Origin of the sequence: Streptomyces violaceorubidus (assembly GCF_000717995.1) — a bacterium.
Lineage (GTDB): Bacteria > Actinomycetota > Actinomycetes > Streptomycetales > Streptomycetaceae > Streptomyces > Streptomyces violaceorubidus.
Window position 1 is genome coordinate 266823 of record NZ_JODM01000006.1, and the last position, 15351, is coordinate 282173.

General features: G+C 73.7%; 12 protein-coding genes. 5 read left to right on the plus strand and 7 right to left on the minus strand.

Annotated elements, in window-relative coordinates; all coding sequences use genetic code 11:
- Positions 1 to 36: 36 nt before the first annotated feature.
- The gene (locus IE94_RS0111985; protein WP_051777430.1) at positions 37 to 1437 is read right to left on the minus strand and encodes an MFS transporter; all 1401 of its coding nucleotides are present in this window, start codon (positions 1435 to 1437) and stop codon (positions 37 to 39) included.
- Between the two features lie 215 nt (positions 1438 to 1652).
- On the minus strand, positions 1653 to 2261 hold the full coding sequence (locus tag IE94_RS0111990) for a sigma-70 family RNA polymerase sigma factor (protein ID WP_030182265.1): 609 nt from the start codon (positions 2259 to 2261) through the stop codon (positions 1653 to 1655).
- 162 nt (positions 2262 to 2423) lie between these two features.
- On the opposite strand from IE94_RS0111990, the gene IE94_RS0111995 reads away from it, so the two are divergent.
- From IE94_RS0111995 to IE94_RS0112015, 5 genes are all read left to right on the plus strand, one after another.
- Positions 2424 to 3428 (plus strand): MerR family transcriptional regulator, encoded by a 1005-nt coding sequence (locus tag IE94_RS0111995; RefSeq protein WP_030182268.1) that lies wholly within the window; start codon positions 2424 to 2426, stop codon positions 3426 to 3428.
- Between the two features lie 245 nt (positions 3429 to 3673).
- Positions 3674 to 4933, plus strand: a complete 1260-nt coding sequence (locus IE94_RS0112000) for an NAD(P)/FAD-dependent oxidoreductase (RefSeq protein ID WP_030182271.1) — start codon at positions 3674 to 3676, stop codon at positions 4931 to 4933.
- Between the two features lie 230 nt (positions 4934 to 5163).
- Entirely contained in the window at positions 5164 to 6381 is a 1218-nt protein-coding gene (locus IE94_RS0112005; RefSeq protein ID WP_030182274.1) for a lycopene cyclase family protein, read from the plus strand.
- On the plus strand, positions 6378 to 7118 hold the full coding sequence (locus tag IE94_RS0112010) for a class I SAM-dependent methyltransferase (RefSeq protein WP_030182277.1): 741 nt from the start codon (positions 6378 to 6380) through the stop codon (positions 7116 to 7118). Before IE94_RS0112005 ends, IE94_RS0112010 begins: the two co-directional genes overlap by 4 nt.
- Entirely contained in the window at positions 7115 to 8683 is a 1569-nt protein-coding gene (locus tag IE94_RS0112015) for an FAD-dependent oxidoreductase (RefSeq protein WP_030182283.1), read from the plus strand. Before IE94_RS0112010 ends, IE94_RS0112015 begins: the two co-directional genes overlap by 4 nt.
- A 13-nt stretch (positions 8684 to 8696) precedes the next feature.
- On the opposite strand, the gene IE94_RS0112020 is transcribed toward IE94_RS0112015, so the two are convergent.
- The 5 genes from IE94_RS0112020 to IE94_RS0112040 all read right to left on the minus strand — a co-directional run bounded on the left by IE94_RS0112020 (position 8697) and on the right by IE94_RS0112040 (position 15195).
- Positions 8697 to 9707, minus strand: coding sequence for a Rieske (2Fe-2S) protein (locus IE94_RS0112020; protein ID WP_030182286.1), 1011 nt, complete (start codon positions 9705 to 9707; stop codon positions 8697 to 8699).
- Positions 9704 to 10699 (minus strand): phytoene/squalene synthase family protein, encoded by a 996-nt coding sequence (locus tag IE94_RS0112025; RefSeq protein WP_030182292.1) that lies wholly within the window; start codon positions 10697 to 10699, stop codon positions 9704 to 9706. The genes IE94_RS0112020 and IE94_RS0112025 overlap by 4 nt, the downstream gene beginning before the upstream one ends.
- The gene (crtI, locus tag IE94_RS0112030) at positions 10686 to 12257 is read right to left on the minus strand and encodes a phytoene desaturase family protein (RefSeq protein WP_030182294.1); all 1572 of its coding nucleotides are present in this window, start codon (positions 12255 to 12257) and stop codon (positions 10686 to 10688) included. Before crtI ends, IE94_RS0112025 begins: the two co-directional genes overlap by 14 nt.
- Complete coding sequence (locus IE94_RS0112035; protein ID WP_037922387.1) at positions 12254 to 13396, minus strand: polyprenyl synthetase family protein; 1143 nt, start codon at positions 13394 to 13396, stop codon at positions 12254 to 12256. The genes crtI and IE94_RS0112035 overlap by 4 nt, the downstream gene beginning before the upstream one ends.
- Before the next feature lie 425 nt (positions 13397 to 13821).
- Entirely contained in the window at positions 13822 to 15195 is a 1374-nt protein-coding gene (locus tag IE94_RS0112040; protein ID WP_030182298.1) for a cryptochrome/photolyase family protein, read from the minus strand.
- Positions 15196 to 15351 lie beyond the last annotated feature (156 nt).

Below are 15351 nucleotides of genomic sequence, written 5' to 3' on the forward strand. Positions count from 1 at the left end.
CACGCAGGGGCGTACGGGGGCCGGTGCCAGGGCGGTTCAGACGGCGCGCGCCCGCTGCGCAGGGGAGTCGGACACCGGCCCGGTCCCGTCTCCCTCTCCGTCTCCGTCCGCGGGGACGGCGTCGACCTCCGCGAGGTCCCGGTGCCGGGTCTCCCGGGCCACTCCCACGGCGAACAGCGTCAGCAGGGCCGCGGCGATGACGTAGAGGGAGATCGGGGTCGAGCTGTCGTACTCCGACAGCAGCGCGGTGGCGATCAGCGGCGCCGGCGCACCCGCCGCCACGGAGGCGAACTGGGCGCCGATCGACGCACCCGAGTAGCGCATCCTGGTGGCGAACATCTCGGAGAAGAAGGCCGCCTGGGGTGCGTACATGGCGCCGTGCAGCACCAGCCCCACGGTCACCGCGAGCAGCAGACTGCCGAAGCGACCGGTGTCGATCAGCATGAAGAACGGGAACATCCACAGCCCGACACCGGCCGCGCCCAGCAGGTACACCGGGCGTCGGCCGATCCGGTCCGACAGCGCGCCCCAGGCCGGTATGACCGCGAAGTGCACGGCGGAGGCGATCAGCACCGCGTTGAGCGCGGTCTGCTTGGAGACGTCGGCCGCGGTGGTGGCGTAGACGAGGATGAAGGCCGTGATGACGTAGTAGCTGATGTTCTCCGCCATCCGCGCGCCCATGGCGATCAGCACGTCGCGCCAGTGGTACCGCATCACGGCGACCAGCGGGAGCGGCTCCGCCTTCGCCCTCCGCGACTCGGCCTGCGCCAGCGCCTGCTTGAAGACCGGCGATTCGTCGACAGACAGACGAATCCACAAACCGACCATGACCAGGACTCCGGAGAGCAGGAACGGGATCCGCCAGCCCCAGCTGTTGAACGCGGCGTCCGACAGCACGGCCGTGAGCAGCGACAGCACACCGGTGGCGAGCAGTTGCCCCGCCGGCGCCCCGGTCTGCGGCCACGACGCCCAGAATCCGCGCCGCCGCGCGTCCCCGTGCTCGGACACCAGCAGCACGGCCCCGCCCCACTCACCGCCGAGGGCGAAGCCCTGGACGAGCCGCAGCACGGTCAGCAGCACGGGAGCGGCCGTGCCGATGGTGGCGTGGGTGGGCAGCAGCCCGATCGCGAAGGTCGCCCCGCCCATCATCAACAGGCTCAGCACCAGCAGCTTCTTGCGCCCGAGCCGGTCACCGTAGTGCCCGAACACCAGGGCCCCGACCGGCCGCGCGGCGAACCCGACGGCATAGGTCAGAAACGACAGCAGCGTGCCGACCAGCGGGTCGGAGTCCGGGAAGAACAACTCGTTGAACACGAGCGCGGCGGCGGAGCCGTAGAGGAAGAAGTCGTACCACTCGATGGTGGTGCCGATGAGGCTGGCGGCGACGATGCGCCTGAGGTTGTTCGGAGCTGGTGGAGCGGTTGCGGGCGACGACATCGGCACCACTTCCTGGGGATCTGCGGGGACGGTTGGGTGTCGCCATACCGTAGGAATCCGCTGGTCAGGCGCACATGTGGCGGGGCAACATAGTTCGAGGGTCAGCTATGCGCGCGGCCACCATGCCGGCTCGTGCAAAGGCGGCTCGGGATGAGAGGGACACCGCGGGTGACCGGCGCCGTGGATGCGCCCGGGACCTCTCTGCTCCGCCCCGTTCAGACGCAGGTGTCCTGCGCGGTGACGGGGCCGACCGCCGTGCGCAGCCGATGCAGGCCCCGGCGGGCGTGGCTCTTGACCGTTCCCAGGGGAACTCCCGTGCGTTCCGCGATCTGGGCCTGTGTCAGGTCCTCGTAGAAGGCCATGCACAGCACTTCTCGCTGGGCCTGCGGCAAGTGGGACAGGGCCTTCAGGAGCAGTACGCGGTCGAGTACCTGGTCCGGTGCCGGCTGGACGAGACGGGCGGGGGTGACGTCCTGCCCCGCCGACTCGACCAGGGACAGACGGCGTGTCCTGGCCGCCAGCGCGTCGATGATCTTCCGGCGCGTGATGCCGACGAGCCAGGCGCCGAGTGTGCCCCGCTCCGGCCGGAAGCCGCACCGCCCGCGCCACGCGCCGACGAAGACCTGCTGGGTCACGTCCTCGGCCTCGTGGGGGTCGCCGAGGGACCGGGTGGCCATGGTGTGCACGAGTGCTCCCCAGCGCCGGTAGATGGCCGCGAACGCTTCCTCGTCGGCCGTCACGAGGCCCTGCGCCAGTTCCTCCTCGTACGGCGTCTCCTCCACGGGCGGGACCAAGGTGGTGGTCGGTCGTGTGCGCGTGTTCAAGGCCGTTCCTCCTGCCGTGCGTCGCACGGGGACGGGAGGGGCCGTCCGCCGAGCGGCACGTCGCCGGTGTGCCCCGCGTGGCTGCCGCGAGCGTCGCTCCAGTGTTGGGCGCGTAAACGACGCGGGCAACGTGCGTCGTTTGTGCGTCGTATAGTGGGACGTGTGAAGGCGCACACCGGAGACAGTGAGCCCCCGGTCGGCGAGGGCGGCCCGCGGCGGGGCGGGTTGACGACCGGCGAGGTGGCCCGGCGTCTGGGCGTGGCGCCCACCACGGTCCGCACGTGGGACCGCCGGTACGGGCTGGGGCCCCACGCGCACACGGAGGGAAGGCACCGGCGCTGGACGGCGGTGGACGTGGCGAGGCTGGAGCGCATGTGCGCCTTGACGGCGACCGGCCTGCCACCGGCCGAGGCGGCACGGCTCGCGCGCACTGAGGAGTGTCCGACGGCGGCCCGGCCCGAGAGGCCCGACGCGGCTCGACGTGTTTCCGCCGGAAGCCGGAACCGGGCGGCCAGTGGCCTGCGACTGGGCGACGTACGTCGGGAGTGCCGGGGGATCGCGAGGGCCGCCCTGCGCCTGGACGCCGCCGCCCTGGACGAACTGCTGCTCGCCGCGATCGCCGAACACGGCCTGGTCGCCGCCTGGACCGAGGTGATCGTGCCGACGCTCCAGGCCGTCGGCCGCAAGTGGGAGAGGTCCGGCGAGAAGTACGTCGAGGTCGAGCACTTCCTGTCCTGGCACGTGTCCGGGGCGCTCCGGCGCGCCGCCCCCCGCACGGTCGAGGACCGTCCCGGTGCCATCACGGTGCTCGCCTGCGTGCCCGGGGAGAACCACACACTGCCGTTGGAGGTCCTGTCGGCGGCACTGGCGGAGCGAGGTGTTCCGGTGCGGATGTTCGGCGGTGCGCTGCCCGTCGAGTCGCTCGTCGCGGCGGTGCGCAGGACCGGGCCGGCGGCGGTGGGACTGTGGGCGCAGTCCCGCACCACCGCCAGCCGGCCGCTGGCCCAGCACGTGGCCGCGATGGAGTGGGGCGTGCGCGGGGCCCGGCGGCGGCCCGTCGTTCTCACCCTGGGGCCCGGATGGGCGGGCCAGGCGGTGGCGGGTCTGGCGCGTCCGCCGGGGCTCGCCGAAGCGGTCGCCGCTGTGGAGTCGTCGGTGTACCCGTGACGTGTTGTCGTCCGGCGGTCCTTCGTCGTGGCTCCCGGGCATCGACCCAGGGACGTGGTCCGCTGAGCCGGTGGTCCCGGCCCGGTCGTCGACCGGCGGCGCTCACCGCACTCGCACCGGGTCCCGGTACCGGTCCGGGCCGGCCGGTCCGGGTCGGCCGGCCCGGGGCATCGGTCGAGGGGGAGGGCCGACCGGAGCGGCCCGCGCACCCGGCACCGAGGACACGGCGTCGAGCGAGGAGACAGATGAGCGACGGACATCGACGGGCAGCGGACGCGGTCGTCGTCGGTGCGGGACTGGCCGGCCTGGCGTGCGCCCTCGACCTGTGCCGCGCCGGATGGCGGGTGACACTCCTGGAGGCGTCCGACGGCGTCGGCGGCCGGATGCGCACGGACCGGCACAGCGGATTCCTGCTGGACCGCGGGTTCCAGGTGTTCAACACCTGCTATCCACAGGTGAAGCGGCGGGTGGAGCTGAAGGGCCTGCGACTGAGACCGTTCACCGCGGGCCTCGTCGCGCACACTCCGAGCGGGCCCGTCCGCCTCGCCGATCCGACCAGGGAGCCCCGTGCGGCGCGGACGCTGCTGCCGGGGCGGGCCCTGTCGGCCCGCGATCTGACCGCGCTGGCGGCACTCACCGTACGGGACGCCGTTCTGCCCGTGTCCGTCACCCGTCGGCGCCGGGACCGCTCCACTGCGGCGGCACTGTCGGGGGCAGGACTGTCGGACGCCGCCGTCGCCGGCATCCTGCGACCCTTCCTGTCCGGTGTCTTCCTGGAGGACCGGCTGGAAACCTCCGCCCGGTTCTTCCACCTCGTCTGGCGGAGCATGGTCCGAGGGTCGCTGTGCCTGCCGGCCGCGGGCATCGGCGCCGTCCCGGCCCAGCTCGCCGACGGCCTGCCCGACGGCGTCCTGCGCCTCGGTACGCCCGTCGCGCAGATCACGGACGCCGGAGTGCTGCTCGGCGACGGCGGTGAGGTGCCGGCCCGGGTGGTCGTGGTGGCGACGGACCCGGCGACCGCGGCCGGCCTGCTCCCGGACCTGACCGTTGCGGCCACGCGCACCGTCACCACCTACTACCATGCCACCGACAGCCCGCCTACGGCCGAACCCATCCTCATGGTGGACAGCACCGGAGCGATCCTGAACACCTGCGTCCTCAGCCAAGTCGCTCCCACGTACGCGCCCCCCGGCACCGCACTGGTCTCCACCTCCGTGCTGGGCAAGGACCTCCCCGGCAGGGCACAGGGGGTGCTCCGGCGGCTGGCCGAGCTGTACGGCACCGACACCAGCGGCTGGGAGCAGGTGGCCGCCCGCACGGTCGACGGCGCGCTGCCCGCGATGCTTCCGCCCTGGCCGCTGAGCCGCACCACCCGCCTCGGCCCCGGGAGGTACGTGTGCGGGGACCACCGGGCGACCGGCTCCGTCCAGGGTGCCCTGGCATCGGGCACGCGGGCGGCGCGGGAGGTACGGGCGGACCTGGAAGCGCAGGGGCGGCGCCCGTGATGAAGTGGCGCCCGGTCGCATCCACGGACCGCCTCGGTCCCGAAGTCATGGCGACCGGACGGAACCGCTGTCCGTACGGAGGGGTGAAACGTGGAACCGAGGGGTGCGCGTGTCCTGGTGGCAGGCGCGGCACGGGCATGTCCGGGCACACCGGCCACCGGCTTTGAGGCGCACGCCGAGCCGCCGCACCCGGGCCCCGACGCAAGCCCGGTCGGCGAACGGCGACCGTGGTGACCTCGCGCTCCACCGAGGACTCGGGCGTGCTCGTCATCGGTGGCGGTGCGGCCGGTCTCAGCCTCGCCCACCGGCTGACGGAGAACGGCACGGCCACCGCGGTGACCCTGGTGGAGCCGCCGGACGGCCCGCCGCGCCCCGCGGAGCGCACCTGGTGCTACTGGGGGGCGGGCACCGACGGCCTCGAAGAGGCGGTCAGCGCCTCCTGGTCCGTACTGCGTCTGCACGGCGCGGACGGCGGTTCGGTCACCGTCGATCCGGCCCCGTTCACCTACCGCATGGTGCGCTCCGCGGACTTCGAGCGACTGGTCCACGGCCGCCTGGCCCGTACGGAGGGAGCGCGCCTTGTGCGAGGGACGGCGCAAGCGGTGCGCGCCGTACACGCGGGCGCGGAGGTCCGGTGCGCGCTGCCGGGAGGCCGGTCCCAGACGCTGCACGCCCGGAAGGTCTTCGACTCCCGGCCGCTGCCCGGTCTGCCGCCTGCGCGCACGCGGCTGCTCCAGCACTTCCGCGGCTGGTTCGTGCGCACCGACACCGACCGGTTCGACCCCGCGGTCGCGGACCTGATGGACTTCCGCGTGCCCCAGCCGGCCCACGGACTCGCCTTCGGCTACGTCCTGCCGCTGGCGCCGGACCGGGCGCTCGTGGAGTACACCGAGTTCTCCCGCGACGTGCTGACCACCGGGGCGTACGAGTCGGCACTCGGGCACTACTGCCGCGACGTCCTCGGACTCGGCCGACTCACCGTGGAACGGACGGAGCAGGGGGTGATCCCCATGACCGACGCCCGTTTTCCACGGCGTGCCGGGCACGCCGTGTACCGCATCGGCACCGCGGGCGGTGCCACTCGTCCCGCCACCGGCTACACCTTCGCCGCGGTGCAGCGCCACAGCAGGGCCATCGCCGCCGCCCTGCGCGACGGACACGACCGCTTCCCGGCACCGCACGGGCTACGGGCACAGGCCATGGACGCGATCCTGCTGCGCGCCCTGGACACCGGTCGCATCGACGGGCCGCGCTTCTTCACCGACCTGTTCCGCCGGGTCCCGGCCGAGCGCCTGCTGAGGTTCCTCGACGGCACGACCTCGCTGCGGGAGGAGTGGGGCATCGGGCTGCGCACCCCCGTCGGGCCGATGCTGCGCACCGCGGCCGAAGTGCCCTTCCTCCCGCGCCGCTCCCGGCCCGCCGACCGAACCGGAGGAAGCCCCCGATGACGCTCCTGCGCGACCACGACCTGGCCCGCGCCTTCGACCACGCCTCCCACACCTACGACCACCTCACGGCCCTCAACCCCGGCCACCGCGCCGGCCTCCTGCGCTCGGCCCGACGTCTCGCGCTCCCGGACGACGGGGCCGGACTGCACCTGCTCGACCTCGGATGCGGCACCGGCGCCTCCACCCGGGCCCTGGTCAGGGCCGCCCCACGGGCCCGGATCACGGCCGTGGACGCCTCCGCCGGCATGCTGCGCCGAGCACTCGCCACACCGTGGCCCGCACGCGTGCGCTTCCTCCACCTGACCGCAGAGGAACTCGGTACCGCCCACGAGGGCGAGTGCCCTTTCGACGCGGTCTTCGCCGCCTACCTGTTCCGCAACGTCAGCGACCCGGACGCGGTCCTGGGGAGCGTCCGCAAACTCCTGCGGCCGGGCGGCCGCCTCGCCGCCCACGAGTACAGCCTCAGCGGCTCACCGGTGCACCGGGCCCTGTGGTCGGCGGTGTGCCGCGGGCTCCTCGTCCCCGCGGGCACCCTCACCGGCGACCGCGCCCTCTACCGCCATCTCCTGCACAGCGTCCTCGCCTTCGACACCGCACCCGAATTCGCCGCCCGGCTGACGCGGGCCGGTCTGACGTCGGTGCGCGTCGCCCCGGTCGCCGGATGGCAGACGGGCATCGTGCACACCTTCCTCGCCCGCAACGGCGGGCCCGAGACGACCAAGGAGCGCGTCCTGTGACCGCCCGCCGCACCGCCACCGTCCGACGAGGCCGCGACCGCAAGGCCGGGATCGTCTTTCCCGCACCCGGTGCGGACCGGTTCCGACGCGGTGACGAACCGTCCGTGGCGGTGATCGGCGGTGGGATCGCCGGTCTGGCCGCGGCCACCCTCCTGGCCGAACGCGGCGCCCGCGTGGCCCTGTACGAGAAGGAGGACTCACTCGGCGGCCGGCTCTCCGGCCGGCGCATCACGCTGGCGGACGGCAGCGCCGTGACCATGACCCGAGGGTTCCACGCCTTCTTCCGCCAGTACTACAACCTGCGCGGACTGCTCCGCCGCACCGACCCCGGTCTTGAGCGCCTCACCCCGCTGCCCGACTACCCCTTGCGGCACAGCGGCGGTCTGACCGACAGCTTCGCCCGTGTCCCGCGGACCCCGCCGTTCAGCGCGCTCGGCTTCGTCGCCCTCAGCCCCACCTTCGGGTGGCGGGACCTCGCCGCGATGGACGCGCGGGCCGCGCTGCCGCTCCTCGACGTGCGCGTGCCCGAGGTCTACGAACGCTTCGACACCGTGACCGCCACGGGCTTCCTGGAGAGCGTGCGCTTCCCCGAAGCGGCGCACCACCTGGCCTTCGAGGTGTTCTCCCGCAGCTTCTTCGCCGATCCGCGGCGCCTGTCCGCCGCGGAACTGCTGCTGATGTTCCACATCTACTTCCTCGGATCGGCCGAGGGCCTGCTCTTCGACGTACCGGTCGAACCCTTCCCCCAGGCACTGTGGGACCCCCTGGGCGACTACCTCCGGCGCCTCGGAGTGGACGTGCGCACCAAATCCCCCGTGCAGGAAGTCCGTCCGCGCGACGGCGGGGGAGCGGACGTGATCACGGACACCGGTGCCGACCGCCACCAAGCGGTGGTGATGGCCCTCGACACCGCGGGGCTGCGGCAGACCGTCGCAGCGTCACCCGGCCTGGGCACCGGCGCCTGGCGAGACGGCGTCGCCGCCCTGCGCACCGCACCGCCGTTCCTCGTCTCGCGGCTTTGGCTCGACCGGCCGGTCGACGCCGACCGGCCCGGGTTCCTCGGCACCAGCGGTTACCACGGACTGGACAACGTCAGCGTCCTGGAGCGGTACGAGGGCGAGGCCGCCCGCTGGGCCGCGCGGAACGGGGGATCGGTCGTGGAACTGCACGCCTACGCCGTGGACCCGGCAGCCGAACCGAAGCAGGTGCAGGACGAGCTGGTCGACCGGCTGCACCAGGTGTACCCGGAAACCCGTGAGGCGCACGTCGTCGACGCCCGGCACGAGTGGCGCGCGGACTGCCCGCTGTTCGAGGTCGGCTCCCACCGGCGGCGCCCCACCGTGCGCACCCCCCACCCGTGGCTGACCCTGGCCGGCGACCACATCCGCTGCGACCTGCCCGTCGCCCTCATGGAACGAGCCGCCACCACCGGCTTCCTGGCCGCGAACGCCCTGCTCGCCGACCGGGGGGTACGCGGCCAGGTCCTGTGGACGGTTCCCCGGGCGGGGCGTTCGCCCGTGCTGCGGGCGCTCGGGGCTGCCGCGCGACGTCACTCGGCTCCCTGACCGGCGGACGCCCTCAGCCGGGAAACCGTCCGGTGCTGCGCAGCGTCCAGCGCCGTTCGGCGTAGGCCAGGTCGTCGCGCCACAGCCGCCCGGCCGTACGGCGCATCAGCGGGCGCAGCACGGGGGCGGCGGCCCGGGCCACGGCGAAGCCGGGCCGGTCCGAGGCGGCGACCACCGCCTCGACCACGGCGGTGCGGGGACGCTCGTGGTCCGGCCCGGTCAGCGGCGTCGCGTGCGTCTCGACCACGGACGTGGCACCCTCCCCGTCGGTGATGCGCATGACGACCGTGCGCGGCTCCGGCGCGGTGAACTCGGCCCGCACCGGGACCACGAGCCGCCCCGCCACCCGGAAGGAGACGTCGACGACGAAGGCGTCGGGCTCGTCCCCCTGCGGCTCCCGCACCACCGAGAGGTCGACGAACGAGTACGGATGGAACCACGAGCCGTGCCACGGATCGAGCCGGTTGGCCACCACGTCCTGTGGTTCGCACCGCCCCGTCGCCGTGAACACGGAGTCGACACCCCGGCCGGCCGCGGGCCGGACGGGCACGACGGGCCGCTCGGTGGGCTCCTCGCCGCCCACCTCGTCCAGCCGTACCCACACGAGTACGCCGTCGTCGTGGACGGGGAACGGCCGCCAGCCGGCGGACGCGGAACCGTCCAGGGCAAGCCCGTGCCAGTGGCAGACCAGCGTGCCGCACACCACCCGGCCGTCGCGCAGCGGAGCGCCCAGGTGCGGGCAGATGCCCGGACCGGCATGGGGCTCGCCGTCCTGCGAGCGCCACAGCACGACCTCCGCACCACCGACCGTCCGGCCGTAGGGCCGGTCGCCCGCCCGCACCTGCCGGGAGGCGCCCACCACGAACCAGTTGCCGGACGGACGGGCCGACGCCCTCTTGAGCGCGTCGGCGATGAGCGCGGGACGTGCCTGGCGCCACGTCGGAGTCTGAGCCGCCCAGTGGGGACCGGAACCACGTCGGCGCAGGGGTGGCGACCACCGCTTGCCGTTCCCTCGACCGCTCACCGCACCGGACCCTTCCCATCGACTGCCGACGCTCCTGCCCGTGCCACGCGGTGCTCGGTGCGCGCACGCAACCGGGCACCGGCTACGCGCAGCACCCCGGCCGCGGCCGTCGCCGCCCGACGCCGACGCGACACCACCGCACGACGGTGCAGCACGCTGTAACCCTGCTCGGCGATCGCGTCGAGAATCCCGCCGTAGAGGGTGAACGCGGCACGGATGCAGGGACGCACCCGTGGATCGAGCATGGCGATGCCCGGCTCCGCCGCCCGGTACACGCGCCGCGTCATGGCCTCCGCCGTCACGAGAGCGGCCCGGATGCGCCGGTCGCGGCGCCCGGTACGCCTGCTCCACTCCAGCAGGGACCGGTCCACGCCGTGCGCGGCCAGCAGATCACCGGGCAGGTAGATCCGCCCGCGGTCGAGATCCTCGCCGACGTCGCGCAGGAAGTTGGTGAGCTGGAACGCGACGCCGAGCGCGGCCGCGTGCGGCGCCGCCTCCTCCCGGGGCGTGACCGTGCCGAGGACCGGCAGCATCTGCAGGCCGATGACCGCCGCCGAACCGTGCATGTACCCGCGCAGATCGGCGTAGGTCGGGTAGTGGATGACGGTCAGATCGGCGCGCATCGAGGACAGGAAGTCGGCGAAGAGCGCGTGATCGATGCCGTACCGGCCGGCGGTGTCCGCGACGGCCCTGACCACGGGTTCGCGGCCCGCCCGGGTGAACAGCCCGGCCGCCAGATCGCTCTCCAGGCGCCGCAGCGACCGGTCGCGTTCCTCGGTCGTGCGGTGCCGGTCGAGGTCGTCCACGATGTCGTCCGCCCAGCGGGCGAAGCCGTACAGGGCGTGCACGGCGGAGCGGCGTTCGAGTGGCAGCAGGCGGGTGGCCAGGAAGTAGGTCCTGCCATGGCGGGCATTGAGCCGGCGGCACCGGGTGTAGGCGGCGCGCAGCAGAGGATCGGTGATCCCCGCCGCGTCCAGTTCACGACGGGTCATCGGCACCTGCCGGGACCGGGGCGGGAGCCGTGGCGAAAGGCGCGGGGGACCGACGCGTTCGGGCGGGCCGGGCCTCGGCGCCGCCGGTGACCCGCGCGGCGGCGAGTTTGCCGCTGATCAGGACGGTCGGAACGCCGACACCCGGGGTGGTCCCGCAACCCGCGAGCACCACGTTGTCCAGCCCCCGTACGAGGTTGCGCGGGCGGAAGGGGCCGGTCTGGGCGAAGGTGTGGGAGACCGAGAAGGGGCTGCCCGCCGCATGGCCCTGCGCGTCCCAGTCGAGCGGCGTCACCAGGAACTCCTCCTGGACGCTCTCCGCGAACCCCTCCAGCCCACGTTTCTCCAGTACGCCGACGAGACTGTCGCGGTAGCGCGGGCCGAGGTCGCGCCAGGCGGCGGCATCCGGACCGACGTCCGTGTTGGGACATGGCGCGAGGACGTAGTGGACGTGGTGCCCCGGCGGTGCCAGGTCGGGATCGTTCGTGGTGGGGCGAGTGATCAGCAGGGAAGGGTCGCTCATCAGTTCTCCGGTACGGGTCAGCTCGTCGAAGGTGCGCTCCCACGCGGCGCCGAAGGAGATGGTGTGGTGGGCGAGGTGCGGCCAGGTGCGGTCGGTACCCGCGTGCAGGATCACGGCCGACGGTGAGTGCCGCAGCCGTGCCGGACGCCGGGGTGCCCGCCCCAGCAGCCCGTAGGCGGCGGGCAGTTCGCACGTCAGCACCACGGCGTCGCAGGCGATGCGCTCGCCGGCGGCCAGGCGGACGGCCCGCACCCGGCCCGCGGACCGCTCCAGCGCGTCCACCTCGGCCGTCCAGCGCAGATCGGCACCGGCGTCTGCCGCCGCGTCGGCCATGGCGCGCGGAAGCGCGTGCATGCCGCCCTTGGGGAACCAGACGCCGGCCACCGTGTCCATGTACGCGATCACCGCGTAGGCCGCGAGCGCGCGGGCCGGGGCCACCCCGGCGTACAGCGCCTGGAAGGAGAAGACGCGGCGCAGGCGCTCGTCGGACAGGAAGCGGCCGATGCGACCGTCCAGCCGTCCGAATCCCCCCAGTGCCGCCAGCCGGGCCAGGTCCGGGTGCAGCAGCTGGAAGGGGGAGTCGAAGTTGGTGTCGATGAAACGGCGCATCTGCGCCTGGTACAGACGTGCGAGCCACTGCCGCAGATCCCGGTATCCGGCCGCCTGCGCCGGTCCGGCGAAGCGGCGCACCTCGGCCTCCATCGCCTCGCCGTCGGTGTGCACGTCGAGTGAGGAACCGTCCGCGAAACCGGCCCGGTAGGCCGGATCCAGAGCCGTCAGTTCGACACGGCGGTGGAGGCTGTCCCCGACGGCGGCGAACGCCTCGTCGGCCAGCTGCGGCATGGTCAGCACCGTGGGACCGGTGTCCATCTCGTACCCGGCCCGCCGTACCCGGCCGGCCCGGCCGCCGGGGCCGGGATCCCGTTCGACGACGGTGACCCTGCGGCCCGCACCCAGCAGGTGCAGGGCGCAGGCCAGCCCGGACAGCCCGGCCCCGACCACGACGACGTGGTCGGTCGGCCCCTGCACCCGCTTCACGCGACCTCCTCCGCGCGGAGCGGGACCGCGCCCGTCGCGCGCCCGATCAGCGCGGCGAACTCGTGCCGCGCGGCCGGACGTGCGCCGCAGCGGTCGAAGTGCGCGAGGCTCATGTCCGTCAGCTCCCCGATCTTCGCCTCCACCAGGTCCCGGGCACCGGTGCGCACCAGCGCGGACCGCACCTGCCGGACGGCCCTGTCGGTCGTCGGGTCCGTGTCCGGAGCCAGTGCCGCGGCCGACAGGTGGTCGTCGGCGGCATCGGCGAGTCGGACGGCGACGGCGAGCAGGTAGGTGAGCTTGCGGGAGCGCAGGTCGTCGTCGGCCGGCTTCCCGGTCAGCGCGGGGTCGCCGAAGGCGCCCAGGAGGTCGTCGCGCAACTGGAAGGCCAGCCCGGCGCACCGGCCCGCCGCCCTCAGCGCCTCCAGTGCGTCCCCGTCGGCTCCGGCCAGCACCGCTCCCAGCGCGAGGGGCCGCGCGACGGTGTACAGGGCACTCTTCAAGGTGGCGATGGCCAGCGCCTCGTCGACACCGCAGGACCGTGCCGCCTGGGCGTGCAGGTCGCGGTACTGCCCGGCGACCATCTCGGTGCGCATCGCCCTCCACTCGCCGTGCAGGCGCGTGCCGTGCGGCGTACCGAGTGCCGTCTCCGCCAGCAGGTCGTCCGCCCAGGCGAGGGCCAGGTCACCGGCCAGGACGGCGGCCGAGGTGCCGAAGGACTCCGCCGAGCCGTGCATCCCCGCTGCCCAGTGTCCGCGGGCCAGGTCGACGTGCAGGGCCGGTCCGCCTCGTCGCTGCACGGAGCCGTCCATCACGTCGTCGTGGATCAGAGCACACGCCTGGAGCAGTTCGAGTGCGGCTCCCGTGCGCAGGACGGCCGTGGCGTCTCCCGAGCCGCCCGCGGCGCGCCAGCCGCAGTGGGCGAACGCGGTACGCAGCCGCTTTCCGCCCCGCGCGGTCAGCGCCGCGAGACGGCCGGCCAGTTCCCGTGCGAAGACGGGGTCGACGACACGGGAGTGACGCAGCCGTTCGTCCAGTACCTGTTCGAGGACGGTGCCGACCGCGTTCGCCGCGGCGGTCGCGGTGAGGGGGTCGTCGACCCGTTCGGCCGGTGGGGCCACCATCGGCGGCAGTCCAGGCATGCGCAGCCCCTTCTCACTCTTGGTTGTCCGCACGCCACTGCTTCCACCGGGTGCCCTGTTGCGGATGCACTGATTTCTGCCCGCGCCGGCGCCGGGTCCGGTCCGACTTCACCCCGCCGGCGCAACGGCAGGAGCGTCACGGCGGTGTGTCACCCCGCGCACGCTCCTGTTCGCGTACCTCCGGAAGGCCGGCGAACCGGTCCAACTGCCGTACCGGCCGGGCCACGCGGTGAGTGCCGGGCAGCAGTCCCCGGTGGCGGTCGAGGACCAGTCCGTGACGGCGGCGGGGTGCGTCCAGCCCGTCTCCCGCGCCTGGGCCAGGAGGGTGCGCAGGCATCGCGGACCAGCACCAGGTGGGCCTTGGCCCGGCGTGAGGAAGTGCGGGCCCAGTCGGTCACCGGAGAGCCAGCGCACGACGCGTCCCCTCAGTCACGGCCGCGGGCGTGCTTGAAGCGCGCGAGCCCGTCGGCGAGGTCGATGAGCGGGTCCGGGTAGTCGAGTTCCCCTCGTTCCGCTGCCGCCAGGCGCCAGGGTTCGTGCACCTTCCTGCCGTTCACGCTCCCGAGTTCGGGGACCCAGCGCCGTACGTAGATGCCGTCCGGGTCGAACCGCTTGGCCTGGAGGAGCGGATTGAGGACGCGGTGGGGGCGGGTGTCGGTGCCGGTGCCGGCGACCCACTGCCAGTTGAGCTGGTTGTTGACGACATCGCCGTCCACGAGGAGGTCCAGGAAGTGCCGGGCGCCGATCCGCCAGTCGACGTACAGCGTCTTGGTCAGGAAACTCGCCACCAGCAACCGTGCCCGGTTGTGCATCCAGCCCTGGTGGCGCAACTGGCGCATGGCCGCGTCGACGACCGGGTAACCCGTGCGTCCGTCCCGCCAGGCGGCGATGTCCTCGGCGGCGTCCTCCTCGTCACGCCAGCGGTCGTGCCGGGTGCGGTAGTCCTTCACCGATGCCTCGGGCCGGGCCGCCAGCACCTGGTGGTGGAAGTCCCGCCAGCACACCTGGCGGACGAACGCCTCCGCGCCGGGCCCGCCGTGCGCCCGGGCCCGGTGGACGAGTTCCAGCGCGGAGAGCGCACCGAAGTGGAGATACGGCGAAAGCCTGGACGTGGCATCGTCCGCGAGGTCGTCGTGCCGGTCCTCGTAACGGGACAGCCCGGAGCGCGACCACCGTGCGAACCGGTCGCGCCCGGCCGTTTCACCCCCGGCCGCAAGACCGGGCGAGGCACCGGCCACGTCCGCGCGGTCGGGCAGCGGCTCGCCGCGGACCCCGTCCGGAACACGCACGGTGCGCGGAGCGGCCAGGGGCTGTCTCGACGACACCTGCGACCAGCGACGGAAGTACGGAGTGAACACCGCGAAGTGGTCGGAGCCCGAGGGCGTCACCGCCCCCGGGGCGACGGCGGTGATCACCGTCTCGTGCACGCGCAGCGCGACACCGTCCTCGCCCAGTCCCTCACGCAGTCGTTCCTCGCGGCGCTGGGCGTACGCGGTGACGCCCGCGGCGACGTGCACCTCGGTGGCCCCGCACTCGGCGGCGACCGCGCGGACCTCCCTGACGACCGGTCCGTGGCGGACCACGAGGCGGCCACCGCGGTGGCGCAGCGAGGAGTCGAGGTCGCTGAGACAGTCGGCGAGGAAGGCCCTGCGGTTGGGGGCGTCGAACCCCGCCGCGTGGATGCCGGCGTCGAGGACGAACAGGGGCACCACCTCGTCCGCCGCCTCGAGCGCGGCGTGCAGAGGCGGGTGATCGTGCAGACGCAGGTCCGAGGTGAACAGGACGACCGCGACGGTCATGGCGTCACTCCTGGCGCAGTGGTGCGTGGACGAAGGCTCAGTCCTCCACACTTAACCGGCTGCGTGGACGCCGGATGCGCCGCGACCGGCCATCACTCCTGCGGGTGAGCGGGCCCTCGGCGGCGGCCCGACCGATGGTGCGCACGAAATGCCTGT